Here is an 18,348-nt window from a genome sequence, read left to right as displayed (position 1 = left end):
GATCTCCACACCGTTCACAACGACACCGCCTCGTAGAGTTTGCCGACTTCATCGCGGCCGAGCACACGCAGCGTGCCAGGCCGTTGGTCGCCGAGCGCGACCGGACCGATATTCGTGCGCACCAGCCGGGTGACCGGATGACCGACCGCGTCCAGCAGCCGGCGCACGATGTGCTTGCGCCCCTCGTGCAACACCAGCTTCACCAGGGACCGTCCCTCGCCCAGTTCGAGCACCTGGAAACGATCGACCCGGGCGGGACCGTCCTCCAACTCGACGCCCTCCTTGAGTCGCTTGGTGACCGCGCGATTGACCTCACCGTTCACCGTCGCCAGATAGGTCTTGGAGACCTCGAAGGACGGATGCATGAGCCGGTGCGCGAGATCACCGTCGTTGGTCAGCAACAGTAGGCCCTCGGTGTCGGCGTCGAGTCTTCCGACATGGAACAGGCGCTGACCGGCGGCGATCCGCTCGGCCACGATATCGCCGACACAGGGACGCCCCAGATCGTCGGACATGGTCGACTGCCAGCCCTTGGGCTTGTTCAGCGCGACATGCACCAATTCCTCGCGCACCATCACTCGGGTGCCGTCGACCCGCACCACCGCGTTTTGCGGATCGATGCGCAGGCCCTGCTCACGCACGATCAGGCCGTCGACCTCGACGCGACCCTGCGCGATCATCTCCTCGGCGGCGCGGCGCGAGGCGACCCCCGCCTTCGCGAGCACCTTCTGCAGCCGTTCTCCCTCACCCCACGGTAGCTTCGGATGGGCGGCCGCGGCCGGCTCGACGTGCTGGCGTCGCGCGGGCTTGGCGTTGCTCAGCAGGGTGGGCTGTGCGACCTGACGCTGCGGTTTGGGCTTCTTCTTGCCGATCGGGGTGGACTGGGCGCCATGGCGCTGCCCGCCCGTCGATGATGCTCCGCGATGGGCGACGCCGCCCTCCTGCTGTGCGCCACGGGGAGTGCTCCCCCGTTGCGCCGAGCGGGCGTCCCTGGCGCCTGCGTTGCGGCCCGTACCACCCCGTTCGGGCTGGGTGCCGCGTTTTCTACGATCCGGTGTGCCATCTCGGCGAGCGGGCGTATTCATCTTGTCCTGTCAGTCTTCGGTGCCGAGATCCAAATCGGACTCGGCTGGTTTCTTCAGCCTGGTGTAACGGGGATCCGTCTCCAGGCTCTCATTGATCTCATCGATCAGGTCGACGCCGGGAAGCAGGGGCGCCAGCGGCGGCAAGTCGCTCAGCGACGCGAGTCCGATCCGTTCCAGGAACAGTTCGGTCGTACGGTACTGCGTCCCGTTCGTCTCCGGGTCGACTCCTGCCTCGGCAATCAAGCCCCTGGCCAGTAGCGTGCGCATCACGCCGTCGACATTGACGCCGCGCACCGCGCTGACCCTGGTCCGAGTCACCGGCTGACGGTATGCCACCACCGCCAGCGTTTCCAAAGCCGCCCGTGTCAGTTTCGAACGGGAACCGTCGAGCAGCATCCGTTCCACATAGGGTGCGTACTCGGTGCGAGTATAGAAGCGCCAACCGTCCCCGACGAAACGCAGATCGATTCCACTGGCCCGGGCGGACAGTTCCGCGGACATCGCGCGCAATGCGGCCCCGACCCGCTCGGTGCTGTCGTCCAAGGCGGCCGCGAGCTGCTCTACCGGGGCAGGTGCGTCCACGACCAGCAGGATGGCCTCCAGCGCCGAACGAAACTCCGCCTCGTCGAGCGGTTCCGGGGTGAGTTCCGCCACTGCCTCGCTCACCACTGCGCTCCGCATGCTCGGTTCACTCGCTGGCGCGCACTCACCGGCGTGCCTCACCCGCGGTGTTGTCGATCCGCTCGCTCACCCGTAGTCCTCCTCGATAGTTACCGTGCCCGCCTGGTTCGCGGCGTCGTCGCCGACCCAGCTGACCGACAGCGGGCCGAGCGGGTCAGGCTGGTCGAACTCGATCGTCTTGCCGCGATACAGCTCGAGCAACGCGAGGAACCGGGCGACGATCTGGACCGGAACCTCGCAGTCGGCAACCAGCTCACCGAAAGTCGTCCAGCCACCGACGCCGCGCTGTTTGAGCCGCTCCAGCACGAGCACCGCCTGTTCGGCGACCGAGATGGCGTGCGTATGCAGATGGTCGAGCCCGACGGTGGGCACCGGGCGAGGCCGGAAGGCCGCCGCGGCGATCTCGGCGAACTCTGCCGCCCCTACCCCAAGGGTAACCTCGGGCAGCAAGCCGGCGTAACGCTCCTCCAACCCGACCGCGCGCGGGTAGCGGCGCAGCGCTGCGGCCTCCAGTTCGCCGAGCAATTCGGCGACCTGTTTGAACGCGCGATACTGCAGCAGACGGGCGAACAGCAGGTCGCGCGCCTCGAGTAGTTCGAGGTCCTCGGTGTCGGTCATCTCGCCGGACGGCAGCAGGCGCGCGGCCTTCAGGTCGAGCAAAGTGGCTGCGACGACCAGGAACTCGGTGGTCTGGTCCAGGATCTTGTCCGCTCGCAACGTGTTCTGCCGCGCCATGGTCGCGGTCAGCGCCTTGGTGTAGGCGATGAACTCGTCGGTGACCTTGTGCAGAGCCACCTCGGTCACGTCCAGCTTTCGCGAGCTGATCAGGGTGAGCAGCAGGTCGAATGGACCTTCGAAGTTGCTCAGGCGCAGACGGAACCCGGCGGGCTGGGCGGAATTGTCATCGGCAGAGATGTTCTGGGATGTCGTGGAGGCCGCAGCCGCGGTGTCAGCTGCGTCTGCTCGCCTGGGTGCAGCCGATTCGTCGGCAGCGGACACCCCCGGCGAATCGTCCGGCCCTGCGGCAACTTCACGCGCGACCGTCACGGGATGGGGCGTCGGTTCGGTCGTCGGTGATTCTCCCACCGAAGCGTTCACGCTCGACGGGATCGCGGCCACGGGCTCTGATTCGACCCGCGCGCGGGCCCTGCCGACGATCGCCGCGTTCGTGCGCGGCGACGATGCGCCCCGGCCCGCGGCGATGTACGCGGCGGCCGCGTTTCCGAGCGCGGGAGTTCCGGAAGCCGAGCGTTCGCGTGATAGTTCGGCGGGTTCATGGGCGACGCCCGGTGCACCGGCCTCGGGTGCGCCATCATCGGACACCGAGACATCGCCCGCGGTGGAAACCCCCGGGCGGGGTGTATCGGTCGTTCTCGCGGGATCGGGGTCGGAGCGACCGATCACCGGCCCGACCGGTGGATGACTTCCCGCGCCATCGCCCGATAAGCTTCCGCGCCGCCCGATTTCGGCGCCCACGTGGTGATCGGCTCGCCCGCCACGCTGGCGTCCGGAAAACGGACCGTGCGCGAGATCGCCGTGTCGTAGACCAAGTCGCCGAACACCTCGACGACTCGTGCCATGACCTGGCGGGAATGCAGCAGCCGGGCGTCGAACATGGTGACCACTATTCCGTACAGGCTCAGCCTCGGATTCAGGCGGTCACGCACCTTCTCGACGGTGTCGTTGAGCAGGGCGAGCCCACGCAGCGAGAAGTATTCGCATTCCATCGGAATGATCACACCGTCCGAGCAGGCCAACGCGTTGACGGTGAGCAGGCCGAGCGAGGGCTGGCAGTCGATGAGGATGTAGTCGTAGCGGTTGCGGATCGGTTCCAAAGCCCGGCCGAGCGACTGCTCTCTGCCCACCTCGTTCACGAGCTGGATCTCCGCGGCGGACAGATCGATATTGCTCGGCAACAGGTCCATGTTCTCGACCTGGGTCGGCATCAATACGTCGTCGATCGACCCCTTGGAGCCGATCAGCAGGTTGTGCACGGTCAGATCGAGATCGTGGTGCGCCACACCGAGTCCCGCTGACAGTGCACCCTGCGGGTCGAGATCGACGAGCAATACGCGGCGACCGTATTCGGCCAGTGCGGCACCGAGGTTGATGGTGGAGGTGGTCTTGCCGACCCCGCCCTTCTGGTTGCACATGGCCACGACCAAGGCGTCGCCGTGCTTGTCCGGCATGGGCGGCTCCGGGACCAGGCGCAATGGCCGTCCGGTCGGACCGAGAACTCCGTCCTCCGGCACCGGCGTCACTCCGCCGCCCCAGAGAGTCTCTGCCGCGGTGTCCGAGTACGGACCCGATCGCGGGCCCGTAAGCGGTTCCGACCCAGCACCCATCGACGGCTCTGCCGCTCCGGCTGTTGTCACGATCCGCTGCTCCTTATACGTTCCTGCCCGTTGCCTCGCCGAGCCTAGCGAGGCCGATCAGGGCCCGACCTCGCTTTCGTACGGTCCAGCTCTCGATAGACGCTACCGCCTGACGGCACTCGAGGACCGCGCCTGCGCGCGGCGTGTTCGCCAAGCGCTGGTCAGCGCCTTCCCGACCTCCGACGAAATGGACGCCGAACCGGTTGTGCACAGTGTCCACGCCGTCCCGGTCCGCTTTACCCGCGCGCGATCCGGCCGCGCTGCCGGAAGTGTTCGAAGCGGACGATACCTGGTGCGCGGACAGCGCAGAACTCCGAAGGTCCATGTATAGCCGAGTCGAAGGTATGCACGGTGCCCGGCAGGACGGCGACACGCCTCACCCCGTGGCTCGAACCGGGCGGCCGCGGGTGTCAGCGAGCGCGAGGATGCGCCGTGGCCCACACCTCCCGCAAGGTGTTGACCGTGACCAGCGTGTAGATCTGGGTCGTGGTCACCGACGCGTGGCCCAGGAGTTCTTGCACGACACGAACATCGGCGCCGCCGTCGAGCAAGTGCGTGGCGAAGGAGTGACGCAGGGTGTGTGGCGACACCGCCGCCGCGATACCCGAGCGCTCGGCAGCTGATTGCAAGACCTGCCAGGCGCTCTGGCGGGACAGACGTCCGCCCCGGGCGTTCAGAAAGAGCGCACCGGCATTGCCTTTCGCGTGGGCGGCGAGCATCGGCCGGCCACGGACCAGGTAGGCGTCGACGGCAGCGAGAGCGGGACGTCCGATCGGAACCATCCGCTGCTTGCCGCCCTTGCCGCGCAGCACGACGGCCCGCTCCTCGGTGTCGAGATCGTCGACATCCAACCCGACCATTTCGGAGATCCTGGCACCGGTGGAATACAGCAGTTCCAGCAGCGCGCGGTCGCGAAGTCCGCGAGGTCCCCCCTCCGCCCCCGCGACGCCGTCCGGATCGCGCACGGGCGCACCGCCGGCGGCTTCCAACAGTTTCAGCACTTGGTCGTAGGACAGCGCCTTGGGCAGCCGGCGGCCCGGCGTCGGCGGCTTCACCGCGTGTGCGACGTCGGTGCTGGTCAGCCCCTCAGCGGCGGCGAAGCGGTGCAGTCCACGGACCGCGATCAGCGCGCGAGCCACCGAACTCGCCGCCAGCGGCGGATGCGGACCGCCGCTCATGCGCAGCACCACGGTGAACTCGGCGACGTCGGATTCGGCGACCCGCTCGAGTGAGCCGATACCACGCCCGGTCAGGAAGTCGAGATAACGGCCGAGGTCGCGCCGATACGCGCCCAGCGTGTTGCGCGCGACGCCGCGCTCGACCGCGAGATGGTCCAGATAGGCGTCCAACTCCCGCGCGAGCACCGTCGATCAGTCTTCGGACTTCCGCGCCGCCTTGCGGCGCAGGAAAGCGGTCGGCTGTCCGGGCCACGGCGCGTCCTTCGCCCGTAGCTCGACATTTCCAGCCCGGGCGGCCGCGAGCGCGAGCACACCCGCGACAGCGGTGGCGTTCACGATCTCCCCTGCCAGCGCACTCCGAACGGCCGCGGCGACCGGCATCCGGACCACCTCGAGGTCGGCCTCCTCCAGTTCCGGCTCGGGCCGGTCGGTCTCATACAGACCGCGTGCCAGGTAGACCCGTAGCGCCTCGTCGGTGAAACCGGGCGAGAGCACCACATCCACCAGTACCGCCCACTCCCGCGCGGCAAGCCCGGTTTCCTCGGCCAGTTCGCGCTGCGCAGCGACGAGCGGATCCTCGCCGGGGAGGTCGAGCAGGCCGGCAGGCAACTCGAGCAGCCGTCGGCCGATCGGGTGTCGGTACTGGTGGATCAGCACCACATTGTCGTCGTCGTCGATCGCGGCGACCGCGATGGCGCCGTGATGCTCGACCACCTCACGCTCGACGATCCGCGCGCCCGGCATCGACACCTGGTCGAGCCGCAGCGCCATGATGGCTCCGCTGTAGACGGTCGTACTGGACATGGTCTCGAAATCGTGGCTGCCGGGTTCGACAGCCCCACCATCGGTCATACTGCTACGCCTGTTCTGTCGCGCCGGCGAATTCCCCGTCCGGGATGTCGACCGGAAGCCGTTCGGCCGCCTTGTATTTCAACGCCGCCGAGATCAGTGCCGCGAACAGCGGATGGGGGCGGGTCGGGCGGCTCTTCAGCTCCGGGTGCGCCTGGGTGGCGACGAAGAACGGATGCCTGTCGGCCGGCAGTTCGACGAACTCGACCAGGTGTCCGTCCGGCGAGGTGCCGCTGAACTCGAGACCGCTCTCGGCGATCTTGTCGCGGTAGGCGTTGTTCACCTCGTAGCGATGCCGGTGACGCTCAGAGACGTGCTCGCTGCCGTATGCCTTCGCGACCACCGACCCCTTTGCCAGGGTCGCGGGGTAGGCGCCCAGGCGCATGGTGCCGCCGAGATCGGCTTCGCCGGCCACGGCCTGCTCTTGGTCGGCCATGGTCGAGATGACCGGATGCGGTGTATCGGGCTCGAATTCGGCCGAGTTGGCTTCGTCCAGGCCGACCGAACGAGCCGCCTCGATCACCACGCACTGCAGACCGAGGCACAGACCGAGCAGCGGAATACCACGGGTCCGCGCGTATCGGATGGCGCCGACCTTGCCCTCGATGCCGCGAATGCCGAAGCCGCCGGGGATCAGCACGGCATCCACGTCGTGCAGCGCGTGCTGCGCGCCGGCCGGGGTCTCGCACTCGTCCGAGGGCACCCAGCGGATGTTCACCTTGGCACGCGAGGCGAACCCACCCGCCCGCAGTGCCTCGGTGACCGAGAGATAGGCATCGGGCAGGTCGACGTACTTGCCGACCAGTGCGACCTCGATCGTCTCCCGCGGTGAATGCACCCGGTCGAGCAGATCGCCCCACACGGTCCAGTCCACGTCGCGGAACGGCAGACCGAGCCTGCGCACCACGTAGGCGTCCAAGCCCTCGCGGTGCAGCACACGCGGGATGTCGTAGATCGATGGCGCGTCCGGCGTGGAGATGCAGGCATCCACCTCGACGTCGCACATCAGGGCGATCTTGCTCTTCAGCGCCTGCGGCACCTCACGGTCACAGCGCAGGATCAACGCGTCCGGCTGGATACCGATATTGCGCAGCGCCGCCACCGAGTGTTGCGTCGGCTTGGTCTTGAGCTCACCGGAGGGCGCGAGGTACGGCACCAGCGAGACGTGCAGGAAGAAGACGTTGTCCCGCCCGACATCGTGGCGGATCTGGCGGGCGGCTTCGAGGAACGGCTGCGACTCGATGTCGCCGACGGTCCCGCCGATCTCGGTGATCACCACGTCCGGGGTCTGCCCCTGCAGATCCGGGCCGCTCATCGCCAGGATGCGACTCTTGATCTCATCGGTGATGTGCGGGATGACCTGCACCGTGTCGCCGAGGTATTCGCCGCGACGCTCCTTGGCGATGACCGACGAATAGATTTGCCCGGTAGTCACATTCGCGTCCCGGGACAGATCCCGATCGAGGAACCGCTCGTAGTGGCCGACGTCCAGATCGGTCTCGGCTCCGTCGTCCGTCACGAAGACCTCACCATGCTGGAAGGGGTTCATGGTGCCGGGATCGACGTTCAAGTACGGGTCGAGTTTCTGCATCGTGACGCGCAGCCCACGCGCCGTCAGCAGCTGACCGAGGCTGGAGGCGGTAAGACCTTTACCCAATGAGGAGGCGACTCCACCGCTGACGAAGATGTGCTTCGTGGCCGTTCGCGCCTGAATCCGTGTTTGACCCACGGGTCTTCACGGTAACACGAATCCGCCCGTCTGTTCGACGCCACGCAAGTTTGCCACTTGATCGCCACGCGGATCCGGCAGCGCCGGACAGCGCTGCTGTGCGCAGGGTCGTCGCGCGGGCCGATCGCGGACCACGGGCGCGGGTACCGCCGAATCAGCCCGGGAGTGCGGCGAGGGTCAAGGAGGCGGCTTGGGCGCCGGTGCCGTACCGGCCTGTCCCGCCATTGAGTTGTTCACCGAGGGCGAGGGCGGTGGTGACGCGGCCGATGTCGCGGTCGAGGTTGTCGACGGTGCTGACCTGGGTGGCGAGCGCGGCATTGGTGCGAACGACGGCGATCGGGCCGACGCCATCGGCGGCGCCGGAGCGACCCGCCAGGACGACGCCGGAACCGCGTCCGCGCAGGGCGCCGGCGAAGTGGGCGATGTCAGCGCCCTGGCTTTTGTCGGCCGATCCGGGATTGTTTCCGGCTACCACCACGGCAAGCTGTGCGGGACGGACCGGGGTGTCGCCGTAGGCGAGGAAGCCACCGCCGCGCAGGGTCTGCAAAGCCAGGTCGAGCTCCTCCGGAGTGCTCCGGGTTTGCCCGTTCGCCGGGTCGAGCAGAAGCACCAGACCGAGAAGATCGCCCGCCATGCTGCCCTGGTCGATCGCACCGGTGCGCAGTTCGGCGCCCGCGGGAATCACGTTGGTGACAGCGGTGCGCATCCGGTCACCCTCGGCGGCGTCGAGGAATGCCTCGGTGAGCGCGATCCGCCCGGTGACCGCGGCGCCGGAAGTCTGCAGCGCTGCGGTCACCGCGTCGACGTCACCGGAATCGGCGTCCGGCGTCGTGAACACGACAACGCCGCGGTCGGCGAGCGTGCCGGCCAAAATACGGCCCGACGATCCGGCGATGAATCGGTCAGCGGCGGCCAGTTCGTCGGCGAGTCGCCCATTCTGTTGGGAGAGCGCGTCGACCTGGTGGCGGAGATCGGTCCGGTCCGCCCGTAGTCCGGACAGTAGATCCGCCGCGAGTGTCTGCGATCCGAGCACCACACCGAGCGCGAGGGCAAGGAAGATCGCCACGATCGAGATGGCATGATGGCGCACCGAAATCATCATTCTCCCTTGATTACTCGAGTCCGGAGCGGACCAGTGCCCGCGCCGAGAGCGCCAACCGATTCCAGCTGTCTACCGCCCAGTCCAGGACATCCCCGCCGCTGTTGGACGCGAGCAGCACGACGATTACCGCGACCAGCGCGGCGAGCACGACCAGCGCGACGACAATCCCGGAGACCCGGTCGCGGTACAGCGTGGCGACCGCCTTCGCGTCGGTCAGTTTGGTGCCGACCTTCAGCCGGGTGAGGAAAGTCGCCGGATTGGTGCTGCGGCGGCCGCGGTCGAAGAAATCATCGAGCGACGCCGCGGCCCCTGCGGTGACGATCAGCGCGGCACCGTGATGGTCGGCGAGCAGCAACGCCAGATCGGCAGGCGAGCCCGACGAGGGGAATGTCGTCGCGCCGATACCGAGATCCTGGATGCGTTCGAGTCCCTTCGCGTGCCCATCGGTGTCGGCGGGCAGGATCACCTCGGCACCGCACTTCAAGGTCGCGGAGGTGATCTCGTCCGGGTCCCCGACGATGAGGTCGGGCTGGTAGCCCTGCCGCCTCAGGGTGTCCGCGCCGCGGCCGACGCCGATCATGATCGGTGCGTACTCCTTGATGAACGGCTTCAGCCGCTTGAGATCGTCAGCGTGATCGGGGCCGTCGGCGACGACGACCACATGCCGCTGCCTCATCGACAGCTCGAGCTCAGGTACGCCGATACCCTCGATGAGCAGCGCGCTTTCGGTGCGGATGAACTCGATGGTGTTACCCGCGAAAGCCTCCAGGTGATCGGCCAGCCCGTTACGCGCCTCGATCATCCGCTCGATGATGGCAGCGTCGGTGAGCTCGATGCCTTCGACCAGAACCTCCGGCTCCTTCTTGATCACCTTGTCGGCATAGACCACACCGTCATCGATCCGGACCTTGGCGCCGTCTTTGATCTTGCTGAACGCATCCGAACTCACGATGTCCAGCAGCAGAATCCCGTTCGCCACCAGAACTTCCGGGCCGAGATTGGGATAGCGGCCGGAAATCGACGGCGAGGTGTTGATCACCGCTACCACGCCCGCCCGAATCAGGCGATCGGCAGTCATCCGGTCGAGGTCCATCTCGTCGAGGACGGCGATGTCACCCGGCCCGACCCGCGTGAGCAGACGCCGGGTGTTGCGATCCACCCGGGCTATCCCGGTCAGACCGGGCAGCGTTTCGGCGTTCTTCGACAACAGTGCCAGCATCCGCATGAGGCCGATAATGCTGGCTAACCCTCAACCATTGGTGGAGGCGCGCCGTATCGCCTGCCCCATTCGTCACTGCAATATTCCCCCGCACCAGACATCCCCAGCTCCTCCTCGCCGGCGGTCCACACCCTCGAAGCAGGCACCAGAACGTCTCGCATCATTATTCCGAATTCCCTTTTCGCTGCTCAAACCATTTCAGCGAACTACGACACTGCCAAGGTCGGAAATCCGAGCAACCGTTCACGCCCCCACACAGGCCGAAAAAGGGACGGCACGGACAGAAATCTCTTCCCCTCGTTCGCCTGGCCGTTTTGTTTCGACTCCTAGAACAGCGAACAAGTGGCTATCATTCGGCGGCGCGCTCGGAGACAAACGGCGTCCGGCACCGTCAGTTCCGATCCGGACAGCGCCGACGGCACGCCGGAAGCGTCGTCCACGATCAAGCCTCGGCGCCTCGGCAATGGCGCACCAACACGATCGAGTTCATTCAGCTGCCCGGGCCGGCGTCCGATCCCGATGCGAACAACACGATCGACGAACCAAGTAGCTATATACTGCCCGTCACAGGTAACTCGAAGAGGAGACTCATGGCCAGCACCACCGTCGATGCCGTCATCGCCGCCCCACGCGACGTCGTGTACCGGCTCTTCGCCGACCGCGAGAGCATCAGCCCGTACCTACCGGTCCAGGTCAAGCTGATCAAGCCAGGTCCGACCGACCGAGAAGGTGTCGGCGCCCAGCACCACATCGGCGTGGGCCCGGTCGGCGTCACCGAGGAGATCACCAAGCTGGTACCCGGCGAGCGGATGGAATACAAGATCATCAAGGGTGCGCCGGTGAAACGCCACGTCGGCGTCATCACCTTCGCCGACGCCGACAACGGCACTCTGGTCTCCTACACGATGGAGTCCGACCCCACACTCCCGGTGCCCGAAAAGGTGCTGGAATTCGGTCTGAAAAACCTGATCGAGACGTTCATCAAGGGTGCGCAGAAAGCTGTGCGCTGACCGAGGCGATCACCGCGTCGCCACCTCGGCGCTCGCTTTCTCGGCACGTGCCGTTGCCAGCAGTTCCTCCGCGTGCGCCCGGCCGGTCTCGGTGTCATCGAGACCGGCCAGCATCCGAGCCAACTCGATGACACGCTCATCCTTGGTGAGCGCGCGGACGCCGCTGGCGACCTTGCCGTTCCCGTCATCGAACTTGTCGACCACCAGATGGGTGTCGGCGAACGCCGCGACCTGCGGCAGATGGGTGACCACGATGACCTGATGGGTACGGGCGAGGCGGGCGAGTCTACGGCCGATCTCTACCGCGGCCCGACCGCCCACGCCCGCGTCGACCTCGTCGAACACCATCGTCGCGCCGTGGTCGGAGCCGGCGAGCACCACCTCGAGCGCCAGCATCACACGCGACAACTCACCACCGGATGCGCTCTTGCTCAACGGCAGCGATTGCGCGCCGGAATGCGCCGACAGACGGAATTCCACCTCATCGATGCCGGACGAACCGGCATGCACTTCCTGCCCGCCGATGGTGAGCGGCGCGGTTTCCTGCGGGCCCGCGGGAAGCCGCCGAACCTCGACCTCGAGACGGGCCTTGCCCATGGCCAGACCACCCAGCTCGGCACTGACGGCAGCCGCCAACTTGCCCGCCGCCCTGGTCCGCGCGGCGCTCAGTTTCGTCGCCGCCTCCCGCACCCGCTCCGCCGCGATGTCGACCTCGGCCGACAGCGTGGCCAAAGCCTCCTCGGAGACGTCCAGCGAGCCGAGCCGGGTGCGGGCCTCATCGGCCCAGGCGATCACGCCGTCGATGTCCGGGGCGTATTTGCGGGTCAGCGTCTTCAACTCGGCCTGCCGGGTGAGCAGCGAATCAAGCGCGCCGGGGTCCGAAGGCAGATCGGAGAGGTAACCGCTCAACTCGGTGGTCAGATCGACCACCACGGCGATCGTGTCGGCGAGGCGGGGCGCGAGGGCGATCAGCGCCGGATCATCGGCCGATTCGATCCGGGCGCGCGCGGCACCGAGCAGTTCCAGCGCACCCGACCCGGCTTCGGGCGACTCGGCCGGACCGGCCAGCGCGTCATGTGCGGTGGCAGCGGCCTCCCGCAACGAGTCCAGGTCGCTGAGCCTGCGGACCTCCTCGACGATGCGCGCATCCTCGCCGGGTTCGGGTGCGATGGCGTCGATTTCACTCAGCGAATGCTTGAGCCGGTCGGCCTCGAGCGCCAACTCTCTGCTGCGCGCGGTCCGTTCGAGCAGTTCCGTCCTGGCCTCCAGCCAGCAACGCCGCTGCACCTGATACTTCCGCAACAGCGGACTGACGGCGTCGCCGGCGAACCGGTCCAATGCGGACAACTGCTGATCTGGTCGCTGCAAGCGCAACTGGTCGTTCTGGCCGTGCACCGTCAGCAGCGACGCCGTGAAATCGGCCAGCACCGAGGCCGGCACTCCGCGACCCCCGAGATGCGCGCGCGAGCGTCCATCACTACCTACCGTGCGGATCGCGATGACACTGCCGTCATCGTCTTGTTCGGCTGCGGCCGCCTCCAACACCCGCGCGACCTCGGCGCGAGCGATGTCGTTGACGTCCTCGACGGTGAACCGGCCCTCCACCACGGCCCTGGACGCGCCGAGCCGAACCCGGCCCGCGTCCGCCCGCGCACCGCTGAGCAGATGCAGGCTGGTCACCACCATGGTCTTGCCCGCACCGGTCTCGCCGGTCAGGCAGGTCAGGCCTTCGTGGAACTGCGCGGTGGCCGTGGAAATGACGCCGAGGCCGTCAATCCTGATCTCTGTCAGCACTTGTGCTCTCCGTTCGCCGTCGGCCACGCCAGCCGGTCACGGGCAATTGGAACTTGCGCACCATCCGGTCGGCGAATGGCGCGGAGTCCAGCCGCACCCAGCGCACCGGTTCGGCGCCGCGAACCGCTTCCACTCGACCGCCCTTCGGCAGAGCGAGTGTGCGCCTGCCATCCAGGAAAACTATCGCATCGTGCCCCGTCGCGACGGATTCGACCGCGATCCGCGACTCGGGGCTGGTCACTAGTGGCCGCGCGAACAGGGCGTGCGCATTACTCGGAATCACCAACAGCGCTTCGAGTTCCGGCCACACCACGGGCCCACCGGCGGAGAAAGCATAGGCCGTCGATCCGGTCGGTGTGGAGATCAGGATGCCGTCGCAGCCGAACGAGGACACCGGACGACCGTCGACCTCGAGCACCACTTCGAGCACCCCGATCCGCGAGGCGTTTTCGATGCTCGCCTCGTTCAGCGCCCAGCCGCTGTCGACTACCTCGTCCTCGACTCGGACCTTGACGTCGATGGTCATTCGGTGCTCGATCGTGTAGTCACCCCGGACCACCTGCGCCAGCGCCTCGTCCAGATTCTCGGCCTCGGCCTCGGTGAGAAAGCCGATGCGGCCGAGGTTGATTCCGAGCACCGGCACCGCAGCGGAGCGTGCCAGCTCGGCGGCGCGCAGGAAGGTCCCATCACCGCCGAGCACGAGCACCATCTCGCAACCGACCGCCGCGGCCGGACCGTGCTCGACCACGCGCACCGGGGAGCCACACGGCTGCGCCTCGAACCGAGTGCTGTCCGCTTCGTTGGCGAGCACCCGTAGGCAGATTCCCGCGTCCGCGAAGATCTTCGCCACCCGGTGGGCAGTCTCGATGATCTCCGCCCGGCCCGGATGGGACACCAACAAGATCTCGCGGCCACCCGCCGGCGCCTGCGCGTTCACTGTGGACCCTCCTCAACCGCACGCTGGACCAGAGCGGCGACCCGCTCACCATCGTCGTCGAACTGCCCATCTTTGCGCAGCCACAAGAAGTATTCGACATTGCCCGACGGCCCGGGCAAGGGACTCGCCACTACGCCGACCGTGCGCAATCCAAGCGCCGCCGCGGCGGTGGCGACCGCACAGACCGCGTCTACACGCAGCACGGGGTCACGCACCACGCCGCCGGAGCCCACTCGCTCCTTGCCCACCTCGAACTGTGGCTTCACCATGGGCAGCAGGTCGGCGCCCGGCGCCGCGCACGCCGCGAGTGCGGGCAGGACCAGACCGAGCGAAATGAACGACAGGTCGCCCACCACCAGCTCGACGATCCCGTCGATGGATTCCGGAGTCACGGTGCGTACGTTGGTGCGGTCGAATACCCGTACCCGCGCGTCATTGCGCAGGCGCCAGACCAGCTGGCCGTAGCCCACGTCGACAGCCACGACCTCACGGGCCTCGCGCGAGAGCAGCACGTCGGTGAAACCCCCGGTCGAAGCGCCGGCGTCCAAGCACCGTTTGCCCGCGACCGTGAGCCCTTCCGGCTCGAACCGCGCCAGCGCGCCGAGAAGTTTGTGCGCACCACGCGATGCCCAGGACACCTCGTCGGGCACCGCACGCACTACCAGCGGTGTGCCCGCCTCGATAGCGGTCGCAGCCTTCGAGGCAACCGTTCCAGCTATCAGGACGCGACCGGCACCGATCAGTTCGACCGCGTGTTCTCGCGATCTCGCTAATCCGCGGCGAACCAATTCCGCGTCCACGCGCGCGCGTCGGGCCACCTCAGATCTTGTCCACCGTGGCCAGTGCCTGAACGAGCACATCGTGCGCCTGCTCCAGAATGCGGGCGCGACGGGTGATATCGGCGCCGGATTCCGCGCTGTCGGCGGGCACGTCGACGCCGCCACGCGCGGTGCGACCATCGAGCTCGGCGAGCAGGCTGTCCACCTCGCTGCGGATCCGACCCTGATCGGCGAGCTCCGCGCGACCTTGCGCACCCAGCAGATGCTGACCGGGCAGCGGGGCCCCCGGGCGAGGGCCGTTCGGACGGGGCATAGGAGTAGTCATCGTGCCGTCAACGCTATCGGATTTCCGGATCGGACGCGCGTAAGGTCACAGCTCGTCCCGGGGTGCGCCGCAAGACCTCCCCCAGGTCGCCGCCGGATTCCAGGTACACTGGCGGATGGTTGAGAGCATCCAACGAGTCCGACACATAGGTGGGGATTCGGTCGACATCGGCGTCGCGCAACTCATCGAGGGTGCTCACGCCGGTCAGCACCAGTAGCGCGTCGAGGCCGACACGGTTGGCCCCTTCGATATCGGTGTCGAGGCGGTCGCCCACCACCAGCGCGCTGCGGGTGTCCGCGCGGACAAGGGCGTCCTCCAGCAGGGGTGCGTACGGTTTGCCCGCCACGACCGGCTCCTGGCCGGAGGCGGCACGCAACGCGGCGACCATCGCGCCATTGCCCGGAGCGAGACCGCGTTCGTTCGGCAGCGTCTTGTCGGTGTTCGCGGCGACCCACAGCGCATCCGCTCTCAAGGCGTAGGCGGCCTCGGCCAGATCCGGCCACGCCGTGTGCGGGGAATGTCCCTGCACCACAGCGGCGGGCACGGTGCCGTCGAAGCGCCGGATCGAGCGCAGACCCACCCCCTCCACCTCGGCAGCCAGATCATCGGTGCCGACAACCAGCACCCGCGCGCCCTGGTCGAGCCGTTCGGCCAGCAGGCGCGCCGCCGCCTGCGCACTCGTCACCACGTCATCCGGCGTCGCGGGAAACCCGAGCTCGGCCAGATGCCCTGCTACCACGCCCGGCCCCCGGCTGGCGTTGTTGGTGACGTACACGAGTCGCTGGACCGTCTCCCCCGCATCGGCCAATGCCTGCGGCGCACCCTCGATCACCGCATGACCGCGATACAGCGTACCGTCCAGATCCAGCAGCAGGGCTTGGTAGCGATCCCGTAGTCGCTTCACACCACTCTCACTCCATGTCACCGATCGGCGTCGTGCCGACTTACACACCACCGGATCCCCCGGCGGCACAGTCGCTCGGCGAGTCCGAGACATTCGAACACTACGCCAGACCAGCAACGAAAAAGACATGGCGTCAGCCACTTCAACCGGCCGATGGTCGGCGCAGCCGGACACACTCGGCATCCTCACCATCATCGATCAACCGACTCGAGTCCATTCCACCAGTGCATATCACACCCGAGTCGTCGGCTTTGCCATGGCAATCCGACCGTCTCGACGGAACGTCGCGATCCTCTCGCCGCGCACTTCATCGCGGTAGCGACCCAGCAGTGCGCAAACTACGGGGAGCCGCCCCGCTATGGCCGAAAACTCCGCGGGCAGACGCCGACAAGATCCTCGCAGGGAGGTACGCGTCGATCCGGATGGACGGGCCCGCATGCCGATCGCCGGACAGAACCTATCCGGCCGGTACCGGACCCCTATCCACTCGTGCCGCCGAGCGTGCGATGCCCGTGCAACCGACGAAGCGGCGCGGCGCTCGCACCAACTCTTGTCAGCGGCGAGAGCGAGCCGCCCGACCGCTACAGGTCGACGTCGCCCGTCAGTTCGGCGGCACGTTCTTCAGCGTCGGTTTCGCCGTCCAGGTCGGCCGAGGCGGCATTGAGAAACCAAGTGAGGCCCTCGTCGGTACGGCCTGCGGCGACCAGTGCGTCGGCATAGGCGTAGAAGAGCCGAGCCGCGGCCGAACCGGTGCGTACGGGGTCCAGATCCGAAGTCTGCAGCGTCACGACGGCCTGGTCGTACTGCCCGAGGTCCATGCGCGCGCCCGCGACGACGATGCGCAACTCGGTGGCCTCGTCGCCCCGTAGTGCACGGCCCTCGTCGCTGCGACCGAGCTCGATCGCGCGTTCCGGACGGCCCAGGCCACGTTCGCAGTCGGCCATCACGGCCAGCAGACCGGAGCCACCGGACATCCGACGTGCGGTACGCAGTTCTGACAGCGCTTCGGCCCATTCACCTGCGTGATACGCGGAAACCCCTGCGGTCTCGCGAACCACGGCGATCCGACCGGCGCGCTGGCGAGCTGCCCTGGCGTGCGCGAGTGCCAGACCTGGATCGTCATCGATGAGTCGAACCGCCATCACGAGGTGACGAGCGACCGTCTCCGCGTTGCCCTTGTCGAGGCTGAGCAGGTCACGTCGAACAGCAGGGTCGAGGTCGGTGGCCTGCACGTCGTCGGGCAGATCGGGCTCTTCCGGACGAGGCGGACGGCGGTCGAGCGTATGACCGCTACCTCCGCGAGCGCCTTCGCCACCACGCCGTCGATCCTGCGATGCGCCGCCACGCGCAGACCAGTCCGCACGTTCCGAGCTGCCACCGCGGGCGCCTCGGTCGAATCCGCGACGTTCGCCGGCGTCGCGGCCTCCGGTTGTGCCACGACGATCGTCGTCACGCCTGCCGCCCCCGCTACGGTCGACGGATCCGCCACGACGGATCGAGCCGGATCCGCCGCGTTCGCCGAAATCGCTACGCCGCGAACCACTCTGGTCGCCGGATTCGTCACCTCGACGAAGGAATCCGCCGCGCGAATCACCACCTCGGTGGGCTCCGCGATCCGCACCGGAATCCCCGCCGCGGCCGAGGGCCCCACGCGAATCTCCCCGGCGCTCGGTGGAATCGCCACGACCACCGAACTTGCCACGCTCGCCGGAGTCGCCGCGCCGGTCGAACCCGCCACGCTTGGCGGTATCGCCCCCACGGGGAAAGCCACCGGAACCACCACGCTCGCCGGAGTCCTGGCGTCGGAAGCCGCCCCGCTCGGACGAACTTTCGCGCCGGTCGGAGCCGCCGCGCGCGCCGGAATCACCACGACGGTCGAACCCACTCCCGGAATCGCCGCGCTGCTTGAAACCACCGCGCTCGGAAGAATTGTCGCGTGAACTGTCGCTACCGGAGTCCGGGCGTCGCTTGAATCCGCCACGTTCTCCGGAATCGTCGCGGCGGTTGAACCCACCGCTGCGCTGGCCCGAGCCGGAGCCCCGGTCCCTATCGTTGTTGTCGCCTCGTCGGCCGGACCCGGCGTCGGGAGCGCCACGCCGGAAGGGCTTCCGATCGTCGTTGTGTTCCGGCACGGTGCTCCCTTTCTGGATTCCGCAAAAATAAGTAGGCCCCACAAATTCAATCACGCCGCACCGATGGGGGTACCGGCACGGCGACGCGCTCCGAGCACCGACAGGTACTCAAACGCCGATAGGGGACCCAGATTCTGGGTCCCCTATCGCGAAGGATGTTCCGGCGGTGTCCTACTCTCCCACACCCTGTCGAGTGCAGTACCATCGGCGCTGGCAGGCTTAGCTTCCGGGTTCGGAATGGGACCGGGC

16 protein-coding genes and 1 rRNA gene are annotated in these 18,348 nt (G+C 67.6%); 1 reads left to right on the top strand and 16 read right to left on the bottom strand.

Features of this window, described 5'->3' with window-relative positions; all coding sequences use genetic code 11:
• Positions 1–14: 14 nt before the first annotated feature.
• The 9 genes from AB0B25_RS16075 to steA all read right to left on the bottom strand — a co-directional run bounded on the left by AB0B25_RS16075 (position 15) and on the right by steA (position 10,224).
• Positions 15–1,085, bottom strand: coding sequence for a pseudouridine synthase (locus AB0B25_RS16075; RefSeq protein ID WP_357179383.1), 1,071 nt, complete (start codon positions 1,083–1,085; stop codon positions 15–17).
• Between the two features lie 9 nt (positions 1,086–1,094).
• Positions 1,095–1,766, bottom strand: a complete 672-nt coding sequence (gene scpB, locus AB0B25_RS16070) for an SMC-Scp complex subunit ScpB (protein ID WP_357179381.1) — start codon at positions 1,764–1,766, stop codon at positions 1,095–1,097.
• Between the two features lie 66 nt (positions 1,767–1,832).
• A complete protein-coding gene (locus AB0B25_RS16065) occupies positions 1,833–2,681 on the bottom strand; it encodes a segregation/condensation protein A (protein WP_357179654.1) in 849 nt (282 codons plus the stop codon).
• A gap of 485 nt (positions 2,682–3,166) precedes the next feature.
• Positions 3,167–4,141: a ParA family protein gene (locus AB0B25_RS16060; RefSeq protein WP_357179378.1), complete on the bottom strand. Its 975-nt coding sequence runs from the start codon at positions 4,139–4,141 to the stop codon at positions 3,167–3,169.
• A 410-nt stretch (positions 4,142–4,551) separates the two neighbouring features.
• Positions 4,552–5,505 carry a site-specific tyrosine recombinase XerD gene (gene xerD / locus AB0B25_RS16055; RefSeq protein WP_357179376.1) on the bottom strand — a complete coding sequence of 318 codons (954 nt, stop codon included), beginning with the start codon at positions 5,503–5,505 and terminating at the stop codon, positions 4,552–4,554.
• A 6-nt stretch (positions 5,506–5,511) separates the two neighbouring features.
• Positions 5,512–6,171, bottom strand: a complete 660-nt coding sequence (locus AB0B25_RS16050; RefSeq protein ID WP_357179373.1) for an NUDIX hydrolase — start codon at positions 6,169–6,171, stop codon at positions 5,512–5,514.
• A 4-nt stretch (positions 6,172–6,175) separates the two neighbouring features.
• Entirely contained in the window at positions 6,176–7,897 is a 1,722-nt protein-coding gene (locus tag AB0B25_RS16045) for a CTP synthase (protein ID WP_357179370.1), read from the bottom strand.
• Positions 7,898–8,051: 154 nt separating this feature from the next.
• Entirely contained in the window at positions 8,052–8,996 is a 945-nt protein-coding gene (locus AB0B25_RS16040) for a copper transporter (protein ID WP_357179369.1), read from the bottom strand.
• Between the two features lie 13 nt (positions 8,997–9,009).
• Positions 9,010–10,224, bottom strand: coding sequence for a putative cytokinetic ring protein SteA (gene steA, locus AB0B25_RS16035; RefSeq protein ID WP_357179366.1), 1,215 nt, complete (start codon positions 10,222–10,224; stop codon positions 9,010–9,012).
• A gap of 584 nt (positions 10,225–10,808) precedes the next feature.
• On the opposite strand from steA, the gene AB0B25_RS16030 reads away from it, so the two are divergent.
• A complete protein-coding gene (locus AB0B25_RS16030) occupies positions 10,809–11,228 on the top strand; it encodes an SRPBCC family protein (RefSeq protein WP_357179363.1) in 420 nt (139 codons plus the stop codon).
• A 9-nt stretch (positions 11,229–11,237) separates the two neighbouring features.
• On the opposite strand, the gene recN is transcribed toward AB0B25_RS16030, so the two are convergent.
• The 7 genes from recN to rrf all read right to left on the bottom strand — a co-directional run.
• Positions 11,238–13,022: a DNA repair protein RecN gene (gene recN / locus AB0B25_RS16025; RefSeq protein WP_357179361.1), complete on the bottom strand. Its 1,785-nt coding sequence runs from the start codon at positions 13,020–13,022 to the stop codon at positions 11,238–11,240.
• Positions 13,000–13,959, bottom strand: coding sequence for an NAD kinase (locus AB0B25_RS16020; RefSeq protein WP_357179358.1), 960 nt, complete (start codon positions 13,957–13,959; stop codon positions 13,000–13,002). Before AB0B25_RS16020 ends, recN begins: the two co-directional genes overlap by 23 nt.
• Complete coding sequence (locus AB0B25_RS16015; RefSeq protein WP_357179355.1) at positions 13,956–14,777, bottom strand: TlyA family RNA methyltransferase; 822 nt, start codon at positions 14,775–14,777, stop codon at positions 13,956–13,958. Before AB0B25_RS16015 ends, AB0B25_RS16020 begins: the two co-directional genes overlap by 4 nt.
• Position 14,778: 1 nt before the next feature.
• Positions 14,779–15,063 (bottom strand): hypothetical protein, encoded by a 285-nt coding sequence (locus tag AB0B25_RS16010; protein WP_357179353.1) that lies wholly within the window; start codon positions 15,061–15,063, stop codon positions 14,779–14,781.
• Positions 15,064–15,076: 13 nt separating this feature from the next.
• Positions 15,077–15,967 carry an HAD-IIA family hydrolase gene (locus AB0B25_RS16005; RefSeq protein ID WP_357179350.1) on the bottom strand — a complete coding sequence of 297 codons (891 nt, stop codon included), beginning with the start codon at positions 15,965–15,967 and terminating at the stop codon, positions 15,077–15,079.
• 581 nt (positions 15,968–16,548) lie between these two features.
• Complete coding sequence (locus AB0B25_RS16000; protein WP_357179652.1) at positions 16,549–17,463, bottom strand: hypothetical protein; 915 nt, start codon at positions 17,461–17,463, stop codon at positions 16,549–16,551.
• Between the two features lie 794 nt (positions 17,464–18,257).
• Positions 18,258–18,348, bottom strand: a 5S ribosomal RNA gene (gene rrf / locus AB0B25_RS15995); the annotation flags it as partial.

The organism is Nocardia sp. NPDC049190, from assembly GCF_040648115.1.
In the GTDB taxonomy this organism is placed as follows: domain Bacteria; phylum Actinomycetota; class Actinomycetes; order Mycobacteriales; family Mycobacteriaceae; genus Nocardia.
Note: the sequence above shows the minus strand (reverse complement) of the source record. Positions and strands in the feature narration are given on the sequence as shown.

What these genes read in the sequence shown, in the direction of transcription:
- AB0B25_RS16075 (WP_357179383.1), bottom strand. Translation starts at nt 1,085, where the DNA reads ATGAATACGCCCGCTCGCCGAGATGGCACACCGGATCGTAGAAAACGC.
- AB0B25_RS16030 (WP_357179363.1), top strand. Translation starts at nt 10,809, where the DNA reads ATGGCCAGCACCACCGTCGATGCCGTCATCGCCGCCCCACGCGACGTC.
- AB0B25_RS16040 (WP_357179369.1), bottom strand. Translation starts at nt 8,996, where the DNA reads ATGATTTCGGTGCGCCATCATGCCATCTCGATCGTGGCGATCTTCCTT.
- scpB (WP_357179381.1), bottom strand. Translation starts at nt 1,766, where the DNA reads ATGCGGAGCGCAGTGGTGAGCGAGGCAGTGGCGGAACTCACCCCGGAA.
- AB0B25_RS16010 (WP_357179353.1), bottom strand. Translation starts at nt 15,063, where the DNA reads ATGACTACTCCTATGCCCCGTCCGAACGGCCCTCGCCCGGGGGCCCCG.
- AB0B25_RS16050 (WP_357179373.1), bottom strand. Translation starts at nt 6,171, where the DNA reads ATGACCGATGGTGGGGCTGTCGAACCCGGCAGCCACGATTTCGAGACC.
- steA (WP_357179366.1), bottom strand. Translation starts at nt 10,224, where the DNA reads ATGCGGATGCTGGCACTGTTGTCGAAGAACGCCGAAACGCTGCCCGGT.